The 20444-nt window shown below is 72.3% G+C and carries 18 protein-coding genes and 1 pseudogene; 10 read left to right on the top strand and 9 right to left on the bottom strand.

What is annotated here, in order from left to right:
• The first annotated feature begins 158 nt into the window (after positions 1 to 158).
• Positions 159 to 779 (top strand): DUF1731 domain-containing protein, encoded by a 621-nt coding sequence (locus ACQEU6_RS31240; RefSeq protein WP_499336618.1) that lies wholly within the window; start codon positions 159 to 161, stop codon positions 777 to 779.
• On the opposite strand, the gene ACQEU6_RS31235 is transcribed toward ACQEU6_RS31240, so the two are convergent.
• Entirely contained in the window at positions 776 to 1996 is a 1221-nt protein-coding gene (locus ACQEU6_RS31235; RefSeq protein WP_499336617.1) for a hypothetical protein, read from the bottom strand. The genes ACQEU6_RS31240 and ACQEU6_RS31235 overlap by 4 nt on opposite strands.
• A 520-nt stretch (positions 1997 to 2516) precedes the next feature.
• On the opposite strand from ACQEU6_RS31235, the gene ACQEU6_RS31230 reads away from it, so the two are divergent.
• The 3 genes and pseudogenes from ACQEU6_RS31230 to ACQEU6_RS31220 form a co-directional block, all read left to right on the top strand.
• Entirely contained in the window at positions 2517 to 2726 is a 210-nt protein-coding gene (locus ACQEU6_RS31230) for a hypothetical protein (protein WP_499336616.1), read from the top strand.
• Complete coding sequence (locus tag ACQEU6_RS31225) at positions 2723 to 2854, top strand: hypothetical protein (protein ID WP_499336615.1); 132 nt, start codon at positions 2723 to 2725, stop codon at positions 2852 to 2854. Before ACQEU6_RS31230 ends, ACQEU6_RS31225 begins: the two co-directional genes overlap by 4 nt.
• A 537-nt stretch (positions 2855 to 3391) precedes the next feature.
• Positions 3392 to 3544: pseudogene (locus tag ACQEU6_RS31220) on the top strand (IS110 family transposase); the annotation flags it as partial.
• A 224-nt stretch (positions 3545 to 3768) separates the two neighbouring features.
• Here ACQEU6_RS31220 and ACQEU6_RS31215 read toward each other — a convergent pair.
• Entirely contained in the window at positions 3769 to 5106 is a 1338-nt protein-coding gene (locus ACQEU6_RS31215) for an LCP family protein (RefSeq protein WP_499336614.1), read from the bottom strand.
• A gap of 297 nt (positions 5107 to 5403) precedes the next feature.
• On the opposite strand from ACQEU6_RS31215, the gene ACQEU6_RS31210 reads away from it, so the two are divergent.
• Positions 5404 to 5550 carry a hypothetical protein gene (locus ACQEU6_RS31210; protein ID WP_499336613.1) on the top strand — a complete coding sequence of 49 codons (147 nt, stop codon included), beginning with the start codon at positions 5404 to 5406 and terminating at the stop codon, positions 5548 to 5550.
• On the opposite strand, the gene ACQEU6_RS31205 is transcribed toward ACQEU6_RS31210, so the two are convergent.
• Positions 5534 to 6022 carry an ATP-binding protein gene (locus tag ACQEU6_RS31205; RefSeq protein ID WP_499336612.1) on the bottom strand — a complete coding sequence of 163 codons (489 nt, stop codon included), beginning with the start codon at positions 6020 to 6022 and terminating at the stop codon, positions 5534 to 5536. The two genes, ACQEU6_RS31210 and ACQEU6_RS31205, sit on opposite strands and share 17 nt — an antisense overlap.
• A gap of 184 nt (positions 6023 to 6206) precedes the next feature.
• On the opposite strand from ACQEU6_RS31205, the gene ACQEU6_RS31200 reads away from it, so the two are divergent.
• Positions 6207 to 7607, top strand: coding sequence for a sensor histidine kinase (locus tag ACQEU6_RS31200; protein WP_499336611.1), 1401 nt, complete (start codon positions 6207 to 6209; stop codon positions 7605 to 7607).
• On the opposite strand, the gene ACQEU6_RS31195 is transcribed toward ACQEU6_RS31200, so the two are convergent.
• The gene (locus ACQEU6_RS31195; protein WP_499336610.1) at positions 7582 to 8454 is read right to left on the bottom strand and encodes an NAD(P)-dependent oxidoreductase; all 873 of its coding nucleotides are present in this window, start codon (positions 8452 to 8454) and stop codon (positions 7582 to 7584) included. The two genes, ACQEU6_RS31200 and ACQEU6_RS31195, sit on opposite strands and share 26 nt — an antisense overlap.
• Before the next feature lie 92 nt (positions 8455 to 8546).
• Here ACQEU6_RS31195 and ACQEU6_RS31190 point away from each other — a divergent pair, with 92 nt between their 5' ends.
• The gene (locus tag ACQEU6_RS31190) at positions 8547 to 11618 is read left to right on the top strand and encodes an AfsR/SARP family transcriptional regulator (RefSeq protein WP_499336609.1); all 3072 of its coding nucleotides are present in this window, start codon (positions 8547 to 8549) and stop codon (positions 11616 to 11618) included.
• Positions 11615 to 12490 carry an arylamine N-acetyltransferase family protein gene (locus tag ACQEU6_RS31185; protein WP_499336608.1) on the top strand — a complete coding sequence of 292 codons (876 nt, stop codon included), beginning with the start codon at positions 11615 to 11617 and terminating at the stop codon, positions 12488 to 12490. The genes ACQEU6_RS31190 and ACQEU6_RS31185 overlap by 4 nt, the downstream gene beginning before the upstream one ends.
• A 214-nt stretch (positions 12491 to 12704) precedes the next feature.
• Here ACQEU6_RS31185 and ACQEU6_RS31180 read toward each other — a convergent pair whose 3' ends face one another.
• A complete protein-coding gene (locus tag ACQEU6_RS31180) occupies positions 12705 to 15422 on the bottom strand; it encodes a helix-turn-helix transcriptional regulator (protein ID WP_499336607.1) in 2718 nt (905 codons plus the stop codon).
• A gap of 110 nt (positions 15423 to 15532) precedes the next feature.
• Between ACQEU6_RS31180 and ACQEU6_RS31175 the strand changes: the two genes are divergently transcribed.
• A complete protein-coding gene (locus tag ACQEU6_RS31175; protein WP_499336606.1) occupies positions 15533 to 16090 on the top strand; it encodes a hemerythrin domain-containing protein in 558 nt (185 codons plus the stop codon).
• A 442-nt stretch (positions 16091 to 16532) separates the two neighbouring features.
• On the opposite strand, the gene ACQEU6_RS31170 is transcribed toward ACQEU6_RS31175, so the two are convergent.
• Positions 16533 to 16892 carry a DUF3140 domain-containing protein gene (locus tag ACQEU6_RS31170; RefSeq protein ID WP_499336605.1) on the bottom strand — a complete coding sequence of 120 codons (360 nt, stop codon included), beginning with the start codon at positions 16890 to 16892 and terminating at the stop codon, positions 16533 to 16535.
• 183 nt (positions 16893 to 17075) lie between these two features.
• Between ACQEU6_RS31170 and ACQEU6_RS31165 the strand changes: the two genes are divergently transcribed.
• Entirely contained in the window at positions 17076 to 17909 is an 834-nt protein-coding gene (locus ACQEU6_RS31165; RefSeq protein WP_499340393.1) for a phosphoribosylaminoimidazolesuccinocarboxamide synthase, read from the top strand.
• Here ACQEU6_RS31165 and ACQEU6_RS31160 read toward each other — a convergent pair.
• From ACQEU6_RS31160 to ACQEU6_RS31150, 3 genes are all read right to left on the bottom strand, one after another.
• Positions 17873 to 18274, bottom strand: coding sequence for a MerR family transcriptional regulator (locus ACQEU6_RS31160; RefSeq protein ID WP_499336604.1), 402 nt, complete (start codon positions 18272 to 18274; stop codon positions 17873 to 17875). The genes ACQEU6_RS31165 and ACQEU6_RS31160 overlap by 37 nt on opposite strands.
• Before the next feature lie 112 nt (positions 18275 to 18386).
• Positions 18387 to 19721: a glycosyl hydrolase family 18 protein gene (locus ACQEU6_RS31155; RefSeq protein WP_499336603.1), complete on the bottom strand. Its 1335-nt coding sequence runs from the start codon at positions 19719 to 19721 to the stop codon at positions 18387 to 18389.
• 164 nt (positions 19722 to 19885) lie between these two features.
• A complete protein-coding gene (locus ACQEU6_RS31150) occupies positions 19886 to 20275 on the bottom strand; it encodes a YccF domain-containing protein (protein ID WP_499336602.1) in 390 nt (129 codons plus the stop codon).
• Positions 20276 to 20444 lie beyond the last annotated feature (169 nt).

The following is a 20444-nucleotide window of genomic DNA, read 5'->3' as shown; positions in this document are numbered from 1 at the left end:
CCGTCTGACCAGCCAGAGAGCCATGTCGGTACCGGCCGACACGCTTGGGCTCGTGATGAGGTTGCCGTCCACGACGCAAGGGACGTAAGGAACGACGAGGCGTCCGGCATCATCGGCGGCACCGAGCCCGGAGTTCCCGGCTACTGGGCGCCTACAGCGTGAAGATCGCCAAGGACGGGGAGCGGGCGCAGCAGCGGGTCGGGACACCGTCCACCCGCAAGGTCGCCCCGCGTTCCGCCATGGTGGTGAGCCCCGATTGCGGCGGGGTCTTCGACCACCTGCTCTGGCCGGCCCGGCTCGGCCTCGGCGGCCCGGTCGCGGGCGGCGCGCAGTACGTGTCCTGGATCCATGACCAGGACTTCGTGCGCGCGCTGGAGTTCCTGATCGACCAGGACGATATTGCCGGGCCGGTGAATCTCGCGGCTCCGAACCCTCTGCCACAGCCCTCCCTGATGCGAGACCTGCGCAGAGCGTGGGGCGTCCCGGTGGGCCTGCCCACAGCGAAATGGATGGCCGAGCTCGGAGCGCTCGCACTGCGCTCGGACACCGAACCACTGATGAAAAGCCGCCGCGTCGTCCCCGGCCGCCTCCTGGAAGAAGGCTTCACCTTCCGCCACCCCCAATGGCAGGAGGCAGCCGAAGGGCATCACCTCCCGTTCTGCCGGGTGCACGAAAGTACGAGGTCAAGGAGGTTCTCCCGCAAAGGAGGGCCCGGCGGTGATGCCGGGCCCTCCGCGCTAATCGTTGATCGCTGCCAGTGGCCGGCGTCTCCGCCCTAGCCGCGGGCGGTGACGCTGTTCGGTTGTGGCGGCCGGAGATGTGGACCGCCATGCTGCCGCGCAGAACGCAACAGGCGTTGAGCGGCCCGGGTCACTTCCCCGGGGAGGGCATCCTCCGGATAGAAGACATTGTGGTATTCGTAATACTGCACTCCGAATATTCGCAACAGCTCCCAAAGCCGATCTTGCTGCTTCCGGAAATACTCCGGAAGCGCGACAACGAGCCGCATCTCTCGGTCGAGATTGGCGGCACGGAGGATCTCCATGCTCTTGAGCACCTTCACAAGATCCAGGACCTCGCACGCGAGGTGTCCGTTCTCCTTTCGCAGTGGAAAGCGAAAATGCTCTGGATTCTCGACCTCCGGGTTCACGTAATCAAGTCGTCCATCCGACTCGATCGTATAACCGCTACCCGTCAACTCGTCTATCAAGTTGTGCGCGGCGGACACCATGTCCGCCTCCCAAAACTCAACATGATCTCGCCTATCGGCTCCAGGAGAAATGACCCCGGCTTCTTCGAGAACACCGGGAACACTCTCTCGGAACTCTCTGACGCGATCCGGATCGAAGGGCCAGGACACCGCCCCTCGGGGAGTGCTGTGACTATAGGGGTTGTAATCGTCATAAAGACCGACTACAACGACCTTCGCATCCGGATAGTCATCCCGCAGGGCCTTGACGAGCCTGGAGGCGAACTCCAGCCCCAGTCGGTCCTCCGGCAAAAGGTTTTCCGACGTTACCCGTCCGCCATAATCGACGAAGTACAGTCCGGGTGCCTCGACGAGGATCACGCCACCGTGGTCGGCGGCTTCGATGACCCTGTCGGGCTGCAGACGAGACGCGTTGAGGATACCTACTCGGCCGCAGTTCTCCACCGTTTGGACTAGGCCCCGGACGACTTTCAACTCGCCCCTGGAGAGCCCAACCCTGCCCTTGCGGACCTTCTCGGTGAGCCACTGGGGCCAGGTCGGTGACGACCCCTCACCGGAGGGTGCGGATCGCACTGACTTTCCCTCCGAAGGAGGACCCACTTTTGAGAGTGCGGCCGTCAGCAGCCAGCCATGGGTGTCGCTTCGGTCCGATCCAACGGCGGATGCCGCCTTTTCGGCGGACCTTTCAGCGCTGCCCGGCCCTGAAGGGTCCGCAGGTGGGACCGCTCCTCTGGTCTGGTCGGCGGCCTCGTCCCCGGGGCCGCCAGTGTTGTAGACGCTACGCATGCGAAGCTCCTTACCTCTATTTTTTTGTTGCGCCCCTACCAAGTCGGGGCGCCAAAACAGACCGTGCGGATCTCCAAGGGAAGCGCAACCATGATCACGGCTCGGGACCAGACCAAGCACAACCGACCGATCCGGGAATGATCGCGCTCACCGTCACCGGGGTGAACTGCCTGGTCAACCTACTAACCCGCACCTGGCACAGCATCGAGCACCACCCGTGCCGGCACCCTTGGCGACGCCGCTTACCCGGGCTCATGCGGGAACTGCGACGTGTGCCTGACTGGAGCGGCCGCCCTGCCGGACCGTGTCGACCAATCGGCCGCACGCCGCACATGAACCCAGCATCTGCCGATTGCCTGATTCGGCGGGTGGTGTGGAGGCGACGTCGTGCCCGCTCTACGTGACGAGTCGGCGTCGGTGAACCGGCGTTCGGAAGACCATATCGTCCCCCCGATCCTGGTCGAGGCGGACGGCGTCGGTTTCGGGCGCAGAGCTTCGGACATCCCGAGGACCCAGGACGTTGATCGCGGAGATGACACCCGCGGACTGGAGCAGCGCGCGCCGAGCGGCCGGGGGAGACATGGCCGGCGCGGGTGCCGATCCAGCCGCCCATGAGCGTCCCGGCACCGAGCAGCGCCACGATCGGCCAGGCGACCGCTCCACCGACGAAGGCGAGACGCCGCAGGCGACGCTGCTGATCGTCAGGCTGAGCGGGTCCGGAGGGCGTTGAGTCCCCCGACTCCGGCGCGGGGGAGGGCGGCCGTCACCGGGCTGATGCTCGTCCTGCCCGACGACACGCTCAGCCACTCGCGGCAGACGCCCGAGACCGCCGCCGCGGCCTGCGCCCGACCGCTGTGACCACCATGAGCGCAGTCTCTCGTCGGCCCGTGAGGACGCCATCAAGAAGGGGATCGCGTCGGTGGCAGATAGTGCCTCGCCCTCGTCAGCGATCGGAGGTGCGATTCCGGATACCGGCGGAAGGTTCCACGAGCTGCCCGCAAGCTGCTGGCGGGCGTTTCCGCGGCGCAATGCCGTCGGAGGTCTCCGCAGAGCGCTCCTGAGGGAGAGTTCTGCGTGTTTCGTCGCTTCCGTCGAGGGAGGACGGTCGGCCCTACGCCGACATACGATCCTCGAACATGCGTACTCCCTCGTTCCTCTGAAACGGTCCCGGTAGTCCGACGGCGCGACGCCGACATGCCGGTGGAAAGCCCGGCCCGGCATGGCTCAAGCCCCCTGTCGCAGGAATGATCCGGGGGGGTGTTGTCACCGGGCCCGGGTGGCGTCGGTGGACCGCTCAAGGGACAAGGCAACCTTCCGTGACGAAGTCATCGTCTCGCCGTAACGTGGATGCCGACAGCCGTCGCCAGGACTCGTGACCAGGCCAAACACCTCCCGATAGAGGCGAACGCGAGCGTCGGGTACGCGGTGTTCCTGGGGTTGGACGTCGGCAAGGGCGAACACCATGCCTGCGCCCTGGACCCCTCCGGCAAGAAGCTGCACGACAAGCCCCTGCCCAACGACCGCGAGGTCCGTGCCGAAGGGCGCGTGGACGCGGAGGCCGCCGGACGCTGTCACCGGTCCGGCCTGTGGGCCGACGACCAGGCATTCGTACCGCCCGGTGGCCTCGAACACCTCGTGCGGGCCGGTCAGGTCCAGGATCTGGAAGCCGTCATAGATCACGAACGCGACGCGCATGCCTCCAGGCTGTCACCGGGGTTCTTGTGGCGTCCACGACGGGCACCCCACAGAACGCGCCACGCAGATCCCGCGGGTCACGCCACCTGTTCGCAGACCTCGTCGCTCGCCCGGCTCTCGCCGCGCTGGACGGGGACTCCGCCGGACGTCCGGACCCGGCTGAAGCCCGTCCCGATGACCAGGTCGACGACGCCGGGCGGCGTCTTGGCGCGCGGCGCGACCCGCGCGCCCGGCAGGAGGCTCGCGAGCGCCCTCGCCTGCGGTTCGGCGCCCGTCCCGTAATGGACGACGGTGGCCTGCGGGCGGGAGCCGAGATCGCCGACCTCGGCGACCTGCCAGCCCGCGTCCTGGAGCTGCGCCGCCACCTGCGCGGCGCGGCCGTCGATCCCGGACGCGTTGAAGACCCGCGCCCTGCCCGGAGGCGCGCCCGGCGACTTCGCCGGAGCCGGCGCCACCACGTCCTTGCGGAGCGCGTCGAAGAACTCGTTCGCGGCGGGCTGGGTGAGCGCCACCCGGTTGCGGTTCAGCGGGTACGCCCCGGACGGCACGGTGACGAAGCGCAGCTTCCCCGCGTCCAGGTCGCGCATGCCCTGCACGATCTTCAGCATCTCCGCGACCGTGAGCCCCCTGTCGGTCGTCAGCGACTCGGCCGTGGCCTTGAGCAGGGCGTTCAGGTGTCCCGGATCGGTGAGGACGCCCGCGCTCATCGCCTCCTTGGCGAGCGCGCCGAAGAAGAGCTGCTGCCGGCGGATGCGCTCGGTGTCGCTGCCGTTCCCGAAGCCCTTGCGGCTGCGGACGTAGGCCAGGGCGTCCTCGCCTTTCAGGCGGTGCCGCCCCTTGGTGAGGGTCAGTCCCGAGTCCTTGTCGTGGACGTCGGCCGTCACGCACACGGGCACGCCGCCGACCGCCGTCGCGATCCGCTTGAAGCCCACGAAGTCCACCTGCACGAAGTGGTCGACGCGGACCTTCGTGAGCTGCTCGATGGTGTGGACCGTGCAGGTGGGGCCCGCGTGGGCGATCGCCTCGTTCAGCATGGCGACGCCGCTGCCCGGCGCCTTCGTCCCGTCCCGGCGGGTGCACGCCGGAATGGGGACCATCAGGTCGCGGGGGAAGCCGACGGCGATCGCCTGGCCGCCGCCCGGCGACAGGTGCAGCAGCACCATCGTGTCGGACGCGGGCGGCTTGCCCCGCAGGCCCCGCCCGTACTGGGCGTTGGCGCCCTCGCGCGTGTCCGACCCGAGCACGAAGATGTTGACCGCCCCGTTGAGCTTCCTGGGCCGGTTCCCCCCGATCAGCCGGTCGACGTCCTCGTGCTGGACGGCGTTCTGCAACCGCCAGTAGTACCCGTACGCGGACAGCCCGCTCGTCACCGTCACCGCGGCCACCGCGACGGCGACCCGAGCCAGCAGCTTCATGAAGCCTCCCGGCATGTATCGCCGTTTCCCCGCCATCGAGTTCACGCCCGGCAGAAATTAATGCTTGACATGGCGCCCGGAAGTATGGATTACTAACCCCCATGAAGCTTTGATCCTTTTCCGGTCGAGCCGCCCCCGGTGTTGCCGCGGGCCCGCTCCCGTCTCCTTCCCCGGCGCTCCTCCTTCGCATCGGCACGCGTGTGTCCTGCGGCGATGCGGCGCGCCCTTCCTCACCCTCTTCGCGGCCTTTCACGGCCGAATTCAGACGTGCCCGGAGGTGATCTCTTCATGCGTGCAATGAACCATGAAATGAACAACGACCCCTTCTCCAAATCCCGGAAGAAGGGCAGGCGGAAGAACTCCGACCTCAGGTCGGCGAATTTCGCGAACAACCGCCGCAACGCCCGGCAGATGCCCACCCGGCAGCTCAACCGGGGCCGCTGACCGGCCCCTCCCGGCCCCGGCCCCGCCCCACCGCGGCGGCCGGGGCCGGCAGGGCCCTCGGGGCCGGGAACTCCGCCCACACCACCGTCCGGCCGCCGTCCGTCCGGAAACCCCATCGCGACGCGAGCGCCTCCACGATGCGCATCCCGCGTCCCGACTCCGCGCCCGCTCCGTCCCGCGAGCGCTCCCCTTTCACGTGGGGACGGCCGCCCGCCGCGCCCTCGTCGGCGACCTCGATCCTGTAGCCCCCGTCCCCCGCCAGGACCGCGACCCTCACCAGCCCGCCCTCCAGCCCGGACGCCGTGTGCGTGATCGCGTTCGCGACCGTCTCGCTCGCCACCAGGACCATGTCGTCCAGGGCGGGATGACCGGCCGCCACGGTCCGGACGAAGCCGCGCACGCACCCGACCGACCGCCGCACGCCCGGCAACGTGATCTCGCCGACCAGCACGCGGTCCCGCGTTCCGACCACAGCACCGCCTCCCCGTCCCGGCCGCCCTCACGTCCGGAAGGCGGCCCGTCACCCTCGATATACGGATCGCGGCCCTTGTCCTGTTCACGGGGCCGTTCCGGCGTCGTTCCGGCGTCGTGGGCGGCGCGGGCCCTTCACGGTGAGTCACCTAGAGTGACGGTGTGCACGGTTCCGGGATGCCAGGGTGACGACGGGGAATCGGGAGTACGCCCGCATGTGGGGCAGGCGGCTGCTCTTCTCGGTGCGGGGGCGCGCCACTCTCATCACCGTCGCGGTGTCGGCGCTGATCCTGGCGCTGGCGCTGGTCCTGATGCTGCTGCTCGCCCGGGACTGGGCGGAGAACAGGGTCGCGCGCCAGACGGAGCGGACCGCGGAGCGGATCGCGTTCGAGCTCTCCAGGGGACGGAATCCCGGCGTCATCGAGGTGGCTCCGGGCGAGGCGCCGATGGTGCAGGTGGTGAACCCCCAGGGGCGGGTCGTTGCGGCCAGCGACGCGATCCAGGGGCGCCCCGCGCTCGCCACCGCCGACCTGGCGAGGGGCGAGCTGCTGATCGACCAGCGGATATGCCCCCGTTTCGTCAGCACATGCCTGTGGGCGTTCGGCCTCCGCATCCGCACCTCACCGTGGGGCCCGGACGTCGTGGTCATCGCCGCGGCTCCGCTGCCCGGCCTGCTGAACGTGTGGCTGCTGCCCCTCGCCCTGTTCGGCCTGCTGGTCGCGCTGCTCAGCCTGATCGCGTGGTGGACGTGGCACACGATCGGGCAGGCGTTCGTCCCGGTCGACCTGATCCGTTCCGAGATGGCCGACCTGGACGCGCGGGGCCTGGACCACCGGGTGCCCGTCCCGGAGGCCGCCGGGGGGATCCAGAGCCTCGCCGAGACGGTCAACGCCACCCTCGACCGGCTGGAGGAGGCGGTGACCCGGGAGCGCCGCTTCGTCTCCGACGCCTCCCACGACCTGCGCAACCCGATCTCGGGCCTCCGGACGCGGCTGGAGGTCGCCCTCGGCGAGCCCGACGACGCCGACTGGAAGCCGATGGTCCGCGGCGCGCTCCGCGACACGCGGCGCCTGAACGACATCGTCGCCGACCTGCTGGAGCTGTCCCGGCTCGACGCCCGCACCCCGAAGCCCGTGGAGCCCGTCGACCTCGCCGCCCTCGTCCGCCGGGAGGTCGGCCTGCGGGCCGGCGACGTCCCGACCAGGACGCACCTGGAGCCCGGCGTGGTCGTGCGCGCGAACCCGGTGCGGCTGAGCCGGGTCCTCGGGAACCTGCTGGGCAACGCCGAGCGGCACGCCGAGTCGCTCATCGAGGTGACCGTGGCGCGCGACGGCGGCGACGCGGTCGTGGAGGTCTCCGACGACGGCGCCGGCATCCCCGAGGAGGCCCGCGAACGCGTCTTCGAGCGGTTCGCCCGCCTCAGCGAGTCGCGCGTCCGGGACCCCCAGGGCACCGGGCTCGGCCTGCCCATCGCCCGCGAGATCGCCGAGATCTACGGCGGTTCCCTGCGCATCGCCGACTCCCCCGCGGGCGCCCGGTTCGTGCTCCGCCTCCCGCTGCTCAGGGGCGGCGAACCGCCTCGATGACGGCGGACAGCCCGTCCTCGCCGTGGCCGGCGTCCACGGCACGCCGGAACAGGTCCCGCAGGGCGGTCGGCCCGGCGGTGTCGATTCCGGCCTCGCGGGCGGCCTCCACGACGTGGTCGGCTCCGACGGCCTGCATGCGAAGGGTGTTGTCCGCGCCCGGGTAGACGCCTGCGTCGATCGCTTCCGAGGCGTACTTCACGAAGCCCATCGGCCCGTCGCCGCCCAGACCGAGCAGCGTGGACGTGGCGAACGGACGGAACTCCTTGGCGGAGACGCCCGCGGTGCCCAGCAGGGCCACGGCGTGCATGTAAGCGGTCAAGGTCGACCAGAAGAGGTAGAGCTGCGCCTGGTAGTAGAGCATCGACAGGCCCGCGTCCTCGCCGACGAACGTGACGTCCCCCAGCAGGCCCAGGGTTTCCCGGTGGCGCTCCAACGTCTGCTCCGGGCCGCTGTAGAAGACGTACGCGCCTGGCTGCCCGATGCCCGGCGGAGGCACCATGACGCCACCGGTGAGCAGGACGCCGCCCCGCTCGGACACCCATTCGCTCGCACCGCGCAGTTCGCCGGGGCTGCCGGAGCTGAGGTTGACGATGACGCGTCCTTGGAGGTCCGCGCCGTCGAGCGAGTCGTACATCGCCTTGTAGTCGGTCTGGCTCACGACGACCAGGTCGGAGGCCGCGAGCGCGTCGGCGACGGTGGGGGCGAGGGCCGCGCCGTCCTTCACCAAGGGGGCCGCCTTGGACGCCGTCCGGTTCCAGACCGTGGTCGGGTGGCCCTTCTCCAGGAACGTCCTGGCCATCGTCGCGCCCATGGGTCCGAGACCGATGACGGTCACCGAAGTCTTCATGTGTCCTCCTGGGTGTGTGTTACCTCCACCCTCGCCATGGCAGCTACGGACGTGCTGCGGGTCCGTCCGTAGCGGTGGCTACGCTGGACGGCGTGCGCTTCGGGGTGCTGGGACCGCTCGCGGTGTGGACGGACGCCGCCGCGCCCGTGCGCGTGCCGGAGACGAAGGTCCGCACGCTGCTCGCCGTCCTGCTCACCCGTCCCGGACGGCCCGTGTCCGTCGATCTGCTGATCGACGCGCTGTGGGGCGACCGGCCGCCCCGCAACCCGGTCGGAACGCTCCAAGCCCGGGTCTCGCAGCTCCGCAAGGCCCTGGAGGAGGGCGAGCCGGGCGGCCGGGGCCTGGTCGCCGCGAGCCCGCCCGGTTACGCGCTCGACGCCGACCCGGAGACGGTCGACGCCGTGCGGTTCACGGCGGCGCTCGGCGGGGAGACCGCCGATCCCCTCGCCCGCAGACGGCTCCTCGGCGACGCGCTCGCGCTGTGGCGCGGCCCCGCCTTCGCCGACTTCGCCGACGCCGGCTTCGCCCGCGCCGCGATCACCGAGCTGGAGGAGGGGCGGCTCGTGGCGCTGGAGCGGCACGCGCAGGCCCGACTCGACCTCGGCGAGCACGCGGCGGTGGCGGCCGAGCTGGCCGCGCCGGCGGCCCGCCACCCGCTGCGCGAGCGGCTCCAGGCCCTCCACCTGCGCGCCCTCCACCGCGCCGGGCGGCAGGGCGAGGCCTTCGCGGGCTACCACGCGCTGCGCGAGCGGCTCGCCGACGAGCTGGGCGCCGACCCGGGGCCCGAGCTCGCGGACCTCCACCGTTCGATGCTCGCGGACGGTCCCGCTCCGCCGCGTCCGGCTCCCCGGCTGCCCGCCGCGCTCGACGAGCTGATCGGGCGCGAGGAGGCGGCCCGGCGGGGCCGGTCCCTGCTGGCCGAGCACCGGCTGGTGACGCTCGCGGGACCGGGGGGCGTCGGCAAGACGCGGCTGGCCGTGGAGATCGCCTCCCGGTCGGTCGCCGACCATCCCGACGGGGTGTGGATGGTCGAGCTGGCCGGGGCCGACGACGTGGCCGGGCAGGTCGCCCGCGCGCTGGGGCTGCGCGAGGAGTCCGCCGGCAGCCCCCTCGCGAACGCGCTGCGGGGACGGCGCGCGCTGCTCGTCCTCGACAACTGCGAGCACGTGCTCGAACCCGTCGCCGAGCTGGCCGGGCGGCTGCTCGCCGGCGCGCCCGGACTGCGCGTCCTCGCGACGTCGCGCGAGCCCCTCGGGATCGCCGGGGAACGGCTGGAGCTCGTCCCGCCGCTCGACCTGCCCGGTCGCGAGACCGCGCCGGACGCGCTGCGGGAGTCGAGCGCGGTCCGCCTGTTCGTCGTGCGGGCCTCGGCGGCGTCCCCCGGCTTCGTGCTGGACGCCGGGACGGCGCCGTGGGTCGCGGCGATCTGCCGGCGGCTGGACGGGGTACCGCTCGCGCTGGAGCTGGCGGCGACCCGCGTCCGCGCGCTCGGGGTGCGGGAGCTGGCGGAGCGGCTGGACGACCGGTTCCGCGTGCTGGCGGGCGGGCGGCACGGCGGCCCGGCCCGGCAGCGGACGCTCCGCGCGGTGATCGACTGGAGCTGGGAGCTGCTCACCGGGCCCGAGCGGATCGCGCTGCGGCGCCTCGCCGTCCACGCGGGCGGCTGCACACTGGACGCCGCGGAGGCGGTCTGCGGCACCGGCGTCGACGTGCTCGCCCGGCTGGTCGACCGCTCCCTCGTCGTCCGGACGGAGGAGGGCCGGTACCGGCTGCTGGAGACGGTCGCCGCCTACGCCCTGGAACGCCTGCGGGAAGCGGGCGAGGAGGACGAGTTCCGCCGCCGTCACGTCCTGCACTACACCGGCCTGGCCGAAGAGGCGTCGGAGCGGCTGCGCGGGCCGGAACAGGGGCACTGGCTGAAGCTGCTCGACGTGGAGGCCGTGAACCTGCGCGCGGCGCTGGCCAACGGCGCCGGATTCCGGTTGGTGAACGCGCTCGCCTGGTACTGGTACCTGCGGGGGCGCTTCGGGGAGGCCCGCCGCGCGTTCGCCGAGGCCGTGTCCGCCCATCCGCAGGCGTCACCGGCCAGAACCGAGGCCGCGACGTGGCTGACCGCCTTCACCATGCTGGTCGGCGAGGGCGTCGATTCGGAGGAGCTCCGGCAGGCCGCCTTGGCCGAGCACGACGATCCGCTCGCCAAGGCCAGGGCCGAGTGGCTGCTGAGCCACGTGCACTGGGCATACGGGGATCTGGCCCTGAACGAGCGACGCGTCGACCGAGCCCTGGCGGTGTTCCTGGAGCAGGAGGACCGCTGGTTCACGGCCGCCGCGCTCGCGACGCGGGCCAAGCAGGCCGTCGGGCACGGCGATCTGGCCGCCATGGAAAGGGACGCGGTGCGCAGCGCCGCGCTGTTCGCCGAGCTAGGCGACCCGTGGGGACGGCTGGAGGCGTCCGACGCGCTCGTCCGGCGCGCCGAGATCACCGGCGACTACGACGGGGCCGCGCGGCTGCTCCGCGACGGGCTCCGGCTGGCCGAGGAGTCGCGGATGTGGCCGGAGACCTCGTTCCGGCTGTCCGGCCTCGGCCGCGTCGCGCTCCTCACCGGCGCCCTCGGCGAGGCCCGCGACCTGCACGAGCGGGCACTGGACCTGGCGCGGCGGCACATGGCGCGGTCGGCCGAGGAGTTCGCCGAGGTCGGGCTCGGGCTCGTCGCCCGGGCCCGCGGCGACCTCGACGCCGCCGAGAAGCACCTGCGCGCCCGGCTCGACTGGCTGCGCGGCATCGGCGGGACGGCCGGCCTGGCCTTCGTGCACGCCCAGCTCGGCTTCGTCGCCGAGGAGCGCGGTGACGCCGCCGGCGCGCTGGCCCTGCACACCGAGGGACTCGCCGCCGCCCGCGCCGTCGGCGACCCGCGCGCCGTCGCGCTCGCGCTGGAAGGGCTGGCCGGGGCGCGCTCCCTGGCAGGCGATCATCAGGCCGCGGCCGGGCTGCTGGCCGAGGCGGGCGCGCTCCGCACTGCGGCCGGCGCCGCCCTGCCCCCGGCCGAACGGCGCGACGTCGACCGCATCGCCGGGAGGATCCGGGACGCCGGCGGTGTTGTCACCATCACCGGCGAGCCGTGGGCGTCCGGCGAGTCGCCGTCACCGGGGAGAGGGAGAACATGAGCGAGGATCTCGGCTGCGGGTGGCAGGGCGAGTCGGTCGACCTGCCCGCCTACCTGAAGCGGATCGGCCACGACGGCGCCCCGGCCCCGACCGCCGCCGCGCTGCGGGCCCTGCACCGCGCGCACGTCACGTCCATCCCGTTCGAGAACCTGGAGATCATGCTCGGGCGGCCGGTCGACCTGTCGCTGGACGCCGTCCAGGCGAAGCTGGTCGAGCGCCCGCGCGGCGGCTACTGCTACGAGCACAACCGGCTGTTCGCGGCGGTGCTGGAGAGGCTCGGGTACGAGGTCACGGCGCTGGCGGGGCGGGTCACCCTGGGGGCGGCGAAGATCCTTCCCTTGACGCACGCGCTCCTGCACGTCCGCCCGCCGGAGGCGTCGCCGGACGAGCCGGCGTGGCTGTGCGACGTGGGGTTCGGCGCCGGTCCGCTGGAGCCGCTGCGGCTCGTGGACGGCGAGGAGGCCGTCCAGGACGGCTGGGGCTTCCGGCTCCGGCGAGGCCGCACCGTCACCGCCTGGACGCCGAACACGGCCGAATGGGAGATGCACCAGCGCGGCCCGGACGGCTGGGTCCAGCGGCACACGTTCGTGCTGAACGAGGTGTTCCGCATCGACTTCGAGGTGGGCAGCTACTTCGTCTCGACCAGCGCGCGTTCGCCGTTCACGACCCGCCCCTTCGTGCAGAAGTTCTCCGCCGGCTCGCACCGCGTGCTGGACGGGACGAAACTGACCCTCACCCGCCCGGACGGCGACGTCGAGTCCCGCGCCCTGGCCCCCGAAGACCTACCGGAAACGCTGGCCGAGAGTTTCGGAATCGTCCTGGAAAAGCAAGACGCAGACCGCCTAATCGACTTCGTCCAAGCACGCAGCTAAGGCCTGTCTCGAAGTGCCCTCGGCCGTGCGCGCGAACGCGTGACCTGCCCGGTGGAGCGAAGCCGGAGGCGAGCGAAACCGGGCAGATCGCGAAGCGATGCCGCGTTCGCCCAGGCCCGGTCACGCAGCGAGCCGCCAGGCGAGCGAACTGGGCCGGGACTGGTGAAACACAGCCGCCAGGCGAGCGAAGTGGGCCGGGACTTAGGAAACACAGCTAGCCGAGGTCGAGGCGGGCCAGGGCCGCTCTCGTGGTGATGCCGAGCTTGGGGTAGGCCTTGTAGAGGTGGTAGCCGACGGTCCGGGGGCTGAGGAACAGCTGCGCGCCGATCTCGCGGTTGCTGAGGCCCGTCGCCGCCAGACGCGTGACCTGGAGTTCCTGCGGGGTGAGCCGGGCGGCCAGGTCGTCGCGGGAGGCCGCGTCGTCCCGTCCGGTGGTGAGGCTTTCTCCGGCGGCGCGGAGTTCGGTTCGGGCGCGTTCCGCCCATGGTGCCGCGCCGAGCCGCTCGAACGCCTCAAGCGCCGCGTGCAGCCGCGCCCGTGCGTCGTTCCTGCGGCGTGACCTGCGGAGCCACTCGCCGTACAGCAGTTCGGTGCGTGCCCGCTCGAAAGGTGTCCCGCCCTCGCGGTGCAGGTCGAGGGCCTTCGCGTACAGCGGGTCTGGGTCGTCGGGTGTCAGGAGGGCGGCGCAGCGTGCCGCGATGGCCTGGGCCCAGGGTTGCTGGGTCTGCGCAGCCCAAACGCCGTACCAGTCAGCGGCGTCCCGCGCGCGCTCTGGGGCACCGGCTCTGACGGCCGCTTCGACGAGGTCGGGCAGAGCGGCGATGGCGCCTTGCCGGGAGGGTCCGGCGACGACGTCGGCGAGACGGTCCAGGGCCGGCTCGTACCGGCCCAGCCCGAGGTCGAGCAGGCTGCGCGCGGCGGCGGCGTGCACGTTGCTCGGCGGGACGCCGCGTGACAGCGCCTCCTCCGTCAGCTCCAGGCAGCGTTCCTCGTCGCCCTGGATCGCCGCGAGCTGCCCGAGGCTGGTGTCGAGGTAGACGCGGATGCGGTGCTGGCCGGTGTCGGCGGCGATCCGCACGCCCTCCGTGGCGCCGGTCAGCGCGTCGCGGTACCTGCCGAGCAGCAGGTCCGTCCGGGACCGGAGCATCAGGACGGGCGCGAGCAGCCCGATCGCGCCCCGGTCGCGGAAGCGCCGCTCCAGGGCCGCCGCGACCTCGGCGGCGCCCCGCACGTCGCCGACCATGAGATGCCACATGCCCGCGCGGATCCGCTCGCGCGGCGCATAGCAGGCGACCATCGCCTCCATCAGCTCGCGCAGCGCCGCCACGCCGTCCGCCGGGTCCGCGTCCGAGAGGGGGTTCTGCCCGGCGAACACCCGGCTCAGCGCCCGCAGGTGCGGCGCGTTCGGGACGCCGAGGCGCACGCCCTCGGCGGCGATGCCGTCCATCGCGGCGAAGTCCCCGGCGTTGGCGGCGGCGACCGCGGCCTGGAAGTACAGGTAGCCGGACGTGCGGGGATCGAGCCGCGCGACCGACGCCGCCGTCTCGGCGAACAGCCGGTGGGCGTCGCCCGCCCGGTCCTGCTCGTCGGCGAGGGACGCCCGGATCAGCGTCAGCTCCGCCCGCGCCAGCGGGTCCGGCAGGTCGGCCTCCGCCCGCGCCGCCAGCTCGACCGCGCGCTCGGGCAGTCCCGCGTCGGCCGACGCCCGCGCCGCGGCGGCCAGCCGCCGGCCGCGCTCGGCCGGGTCCGGGGTGAGGCCGGCAGCGGCCTCGTACATGGCGGCGACGGCCGCGTTGCCGCCCGCGTTCCGCTCGGTCTCGGCGGTCTTCTCCAGCACGGCCGCGACGCGTTCGTCCGGTTCCGTCACCGACCGGGCCAGATGCCAGGCGTGATGGCAGACGTCGCCGCGCTCCAGGTACGCCTCCGCCAGCGCCCGGTGGGCGGCCAGGCGGAGGCCGAGCGTCGCCTCCCGCACGGCGGCGGTGCGGATCAGCGGGTGCCGCACCTCCAGCCGCCCGTCGGGCGTGGTGCGCAGCAGTCCCGCGCGCTCGGCGGGCTCCAGGTCGCCGATGGACGCGCCGGCCGCCGCGCCGAACCGCGCCGCGGCCCTCACCACCACCCCGGCGTCGCCGAGATCGTCCACGCCCACGAGCAGGACGAGCCGCCGCGCCGGCTCCGGCAGCGCGGCGATCCGCCCGGCGAACGACCGCAGGATCCGCTCGTACGCCGACCCGTGACCGCCCCGGCCGGGCAGTTCGAGCAGCGCGAGCGGGTTGCCCATCGCCCCGGCGAGGATCTCCCGCCGGACGTGGCCGGGCAGGTCGGGGGCGCGTTCGGCCAGCAGCCCGGCCGCCGCGTCGCCGTCGAGGCCGCCCAGGCGCAGCTCCGGCAGCCCTGGCGCGGAGAACTCCGGCGCGGCGCATTCCGGCGCGACCGCGTCGCGGGCCGCGAAGACGACCGCGATCGGCTCGGCGTCCAGGCGGCGGGCCGCGAACAGCAGCGCCTCGGCGGACGCGCCGTCCATCCAGTGCGCGTCGTCGACCAGGCAGAGCAGCGGACGCTCCTCCGCCAGGTCCGACAGCAGGGTCAGCACCGCGAGCCCGACGAGGAACCGGTCGCTCTCGGCCTCCGGGCCGCCCATGTTGAGGGCCGCGCGCAGCGCCTCGGCCTGCGCGTCCGGGAGGCCGCCGATCCGGTCGAGGTGGCGGCCGAGCAGCAGGTGCAGGCCCGCGTACGGCATGCCGCTCTCGGTCTCGACGCCCGTCCCGCGCAGCACGCGCATGCCGTCCGCGGCGCCGGCGGCGTGGTCGAGGAGGGCGGACTTGCCGATCCCGGCCTCGCCGCGCAGCACGAGCGCCCCGCTGCGTCCGGCGCGGGCCCGGCCGAGGAGTCCGTCGATCGCGGCCCGTTCCCCGTCCCGCCCGTGCAGCATGCGTTCACCCTACTCAGCCCGGCGCGGCGCCCGGATGGTTGAAGCCCTCACCTCGGGTATCGCCACGATTCGTACTCCTACAGCGCCGAACACCGACAGGGGGTCCCGTCATGGCCGACCAGGCCGCCAAGGAGAACGTCGTCGATCTGCTGCTCGCGCAGCACGAGGAGATCCGCCACCTCGCCATGCTCGTGGAGAAGAACCACGGCAGGGTGCGCAAGGACGCCTTCGACCGGCTGCGCAGGCTCCTCGCCGTGCACGAGACCGCCGAGGAGGAGGTCGTCCACCCGTTCGCCCGGCGCGCCGACGGCGACGGCTCCCAGGTGGTGGACGAGCGGCTGGAGGAGGAGAACAGGGCCAAGGGAGTCCTCTCGGACCTGGAGAAGATGGATCCCGAGACCATCGGCTTCGAGGCGACGTTCGCCAGGTTCCGCAGGGACCTCGTGGCGCACGCGACGCACGAGGAGAAGGAGGAGTTCCCCCGCATCGCCCGCGAGGCCACGCCGGAGCAGATGCGCGGGATGGCCGCGGCCGTCAGGGCCGCCGAGGCGGTCGCCCCAACCCACCCCCACCAGGGGGTGGAGTCGCCCGCCAAGCACCTCGCGGTCGGGCCGGTCGCGGCCGTCGCCGACCGCGTCCGCGACGCCATCGGCAAGGCGCGCGGCTGAGGACGTGCCGCAGCACGCCGTGCCCGTCCTGGTAGACGATCCGCATCCGCGCGACGTCGGCCCCGCGGAACCGCTCCAGCGGCAGCCTCTCCGTCACCCCGCTGAGCCCGTAGACGATGAGGAAGTGGATCGCGGTCACCGCCACCGCGAGGACCGGCAGCCCGCCGCGCACCGCGTCCGGCGGACGAAGATCAGCCCGCCTGCCGATGAAGCCGATTCCGCACATGATCTGCGCCGCCACCCGGGGGGGTCGAGCGAGACGTTCCCGCCACTCCTCCCTCTTCCGCCGTCGAAAGCCGGACTCCCCAGTCGAACACCACGACCGCGTGCTGACCAGCCGTCGGGCGCGGCCGGCAGACGGGAGGCCGCCCCGGACTCTCTCCGGGGCGGCCTCCGACCTGCCGCTAGCCAGGGTGCGGCGGGTTCCGCATGCTCTCGCCTCCTAGGCGCCGGACGGTTCGGGACGCAGCGGGTCGTGCCCCACGCTCATCAGCGCGTGACGCCACTCCTCATCGCGTTCCGCGTTCGGCGGACGGTGCTCCAGGCGGTCCTCCACGAAGTCGACGACCTCCTGCATCACCTCCCCGTCGCTTTCGGTCAGGTCGACCTTCCGCTTGCGCAGCACGTCCACCACGTGGGCCCCCAGCTCCGACACCCCGGGGCCGGGCCCGTCGGCCGGGAACGCCTCCTCGCCGGACGCGTCCGTGAGCAACCAGGTGCGAAGTTCGTCGGAGGTCATGTTCACGAGCCGGTGGAAGTCCTCCCACGCCAGCTCCACCTCGGGCGATACGCGGTTGTCCATGGCAAACACTCCCTGTACGCGTTCACGCTGGCCCTACCCGGAGGCCGCCGCCCCATTCGTCCTACCTTGCGGCCGATGCAACGGAAAGGGCCGGCGGAGCCGCCCGGCGGCCGGTGCCGCCGCAGGTGGCGGGGCGGCGCTGTGGAAGACTCCTACCGGCACAGCGGGCAGATGGGGAGCGTCATGGAGTTGGTCCACTCGGGCAAGGTCAGGGACGTCTACGCGGACGGCGACGAGCTGATCCTCGTCGCGTCCGACCGGGTGAGCGTCTACGACGTCGTCCTGCCGACCCCGATCCCCGACAAGGGGAAGATCCTCACGCAGCTGTCGCTGTGGTGGTTCGAGCGGCTCGCCGACATCATCCCGAACCACGTCGTGTCGGCCACCGACGTGCCGCAGGAGTGGGCCGGGCGCGCCATCCGCTGCCGCCGGCTCACCATGCTCCCCGTCGAGTGGATCGCCCGCGGGCACCTCGCCGGGCTCGGCCTGCAGGAGTACCAGAAGTCGGGCACGGTCTCGGGCGTCGCCCTGCCGGAGGGCCTGAGCGAGGCGTCCCGGCTACCGGAGCCGATCTTCACTCCGACCACCAAGGCCACCGAGGGGCACGACGAGTTCATCACCTACGACGACGTGGTCCGCGAGATCGGCGACGACACCGCCGCGCGGCTCAGGGACGTCACGCTGGAGATCTACCGGCGCGGGGCGGCCGTCGCCGCCGAGCGCGGCATCATCATCGCCGACACCAAGCTGGAGTTCGGACGCGCCGCCGACGGCTCGCTCGTCCTCGGCGACGAGGTGCTCACGCCCGACTCGTCCCGGTTCTGGCCCGCCGACCAGTGGGTGCCCGGCCGTCCGCAGCACTCCCTCGACAAGCAGTTCGTGCGCGACTGGAGCAGCACGCTCGACTGGGACCGCACCCCGCCCGGCCCCGCCATCCCCGACGAGGTCGTGGAGGCCACCCGCGCCCGCTACGCCGAGGTCTACGAACGCCTGACCGGCACCGCCTGGACCTCCTGAGGCCCCGGCGCGCAGCCCGCGCAGGACCGGGCGAGCCGCCCCGCCACCTCGGCGCGGCGCCGGATGAGCGCGCGGATCTCCGCGTCGATCTCGCCGAGCGCGCGCTGGTAGACCGCGACCGACTCGGGGCACGAGGCGCCGTCGGCATGGCCGGCGCGCAGGCAGTCGAGGAACGGGCGCGCGTCGTCCAGCGTGAAGCCCGTGTCCAGCAGCGCGCGGATCTGCTCGACGAGCCTCAGGTCGGACTCCTCGTACTCGCGGTAGCCGTTGGCCGCGCGCCGCACGGGCAGCAGCCCCTCCTGCTCGTAGTAGCGCAGCATGCGCGTGCTCACGCCCGCACGCGCGGCCAGTTCCCCGATGCGCATCGGCCCCTCCTCGGCTTCACGGCCGACGCTACTCCTTGACACCGCCGTCAACGTCAAGCGCCGAGCGGGGCGGGTCCGGCGGACGGCGCCGGGCCCGCCCCGGGTCAGGGCGTCAGCGGCCCTGAAGGCCCCGGACGTTGTCGCCGAACGTCCAGCCCTTCGACCCGTCCCAGTTGATGGACCAGGTCATCAGGCCCTTCAACTGGCCGTTGAAGTGGTTCCACGCCTGGCCGACGAGGCCCGGCGACATGTGGCCGCCGCCCGCGCCCGGCTGCGCGGGAAGGCCCGGGGCCTGCTTGTCGTAGGGGACCTTGATGGTGGTGCCCTGGACGGTGAGGCCGTTGTTCAGGCACTCGGTCTGCTTCACGAAGCCCTCCACCGTCCCGGCGGAGTAGGAGTCGCCCGAGCAGCCGTACATGCTGCCGTTGTAGTACTGCATGTTCAGCCACCACAGGCGGCCGTTGTCCGCGTACTTCTTGACGATCGGCAGGTAGGCGCCCCAGATGGAGCCGTAGGTGACGCTGCCGCCGGTCACGTACGCGGTCTCCGGCGCCATCGTGAGCCCGAAGTCGGACGGCATCTGGCCGAGGACGCCGTCGATGATGCGGATCAGGTTGGACTGCGACGCCGACAGCTGGTTGATGTTCCCGCTGCCCGACAGGCCCGTCTCGATGTCGATGTCGATCCCGTCGAAGTTGTACTTCTTCAGGATCGGCACGACCGTCTGGACGAACCGGTCGGCGACGGTGCCGGAGCTGAGGTCGATGCCCGCGGCGGCGCCGCCGATCGACATCAGGATCGTCGCGCCCGCGGCCTTCGCCGCGCACATCTGGGCGGGGGTGGAGACCTTGACCGTGGAGTCCATGCCGTCCTCCCACAGGACGGTGCCGTCCGAGCGGATGACGGGGAACGCCGCGTTGACCACGTTGTAGCCGTGCTGCTTGATCACCGGGTTGTCGATCGGCGTCCAGCCGAAGGGCGGGTGCACGCCGTTGGACGAGCCGTCCCAGTTCTCCCAGTAGCCCTGGAGGATCTTGCCGGCGGGCCTCGGCTTCACCGCGCAGGTCCCGTCCCCGCCGGGCGGGGTGGTGGGCGGATCCGTGGGCGGCGTGGTCGGCGGCTCGGACGTGTCGCAGGCGCCCAGCTCGCGCCACAGCGTGGCGGTGGACGCGGGGTTCCAGCCGGCGCCCGGGTAGGCGGTGTGGGCGACGATCGCCTCGTAGCCGCGGCCGCTGTAGACGACCTTGTCGCCGACCTTGTAGGAGGCGCCCTCCGCCCACGCCGGATACGTGCAGGAGATCGCGGCCGCGGGCTGCGCCGACGACGGGGCCGGCGCCGCGACCAGCGCGCCGAACGACAGGACGGCCGCGGCGGCGCCCGAGGCCAGCGCGGCACCGGCCGCGCGGTGGAAGGGTCTGTGCTTGAAGTGCGCGTGCTTGCGCTTCACGGGGACGACTCCTCAGCTGAGCGGGACAGAGGAGCCGGTGCGAGAGCCGAACAAGTCCCGTGGGGACGGGACTCTCCCAGAGCAGGGCACTACGACCGGCGTGGACGCCAGTTAGAGGGTAACCGCCCCGTCCGGGCCCGTGAAGCCCTCGGAAGGGCGGCCGTTCAGAAGGTCCCGGCGCGGTCCGACGGGACGATCTCCTGGCCCAGCGGGGTGAGCGAGATCGGGATCAGCTTGAAGTTGGCGATGCCGAACGGGATCCCGATGATCGTGATGCAGAGCGCGATGCCGGTGAGGAGATGCCCGAGGGCCAGCCACCACCCCGCGAAGATGATCCAGATGATGTTCCCGATGAGCGAGCCCGCGCCGGCGTCCCGCCGGGGCACGGTCGTCCGGCCGAACGGCCACAGCGCGAAGCCCGCGATGCGGAACGAGGCGATGCCGAACGGGATGGTGATGATGAGGATGCAGCAGATCACCCCGGCGACCACGTAGCCCATCGCCATCCAGAAGCCCGCCAGGACCAGCCAGAGGACGTTCAACAGCGTGCGCACGAGTTCCCCCCGAGAGTAATCAGATTCTGTTATTTCACACTTTCCCACGCCTCAAACCGGGCGGTGGCGCGCGAGAAGAACCGCAGGCCGAACCGTAGCCCTGCGCCGTGGTGCCGTGACCGCGCTTGACCTTGACACGGTGACAGGCTCTTCACTGTGACCGGGGAGG

This window comes from Spirillospora sp. CA-108201 (genome assembly GCF_050936235.1).
Lineage (GTDB): Bacteria > Actinomycetota > Actinomycetes > Streptosporangiales > Streptosporangiaceae > Spirillospora.
Note: the sequence above shows the minus strand (reverse complement) of the source record. Positions and strands in the feature narration are given on the sequence as shown.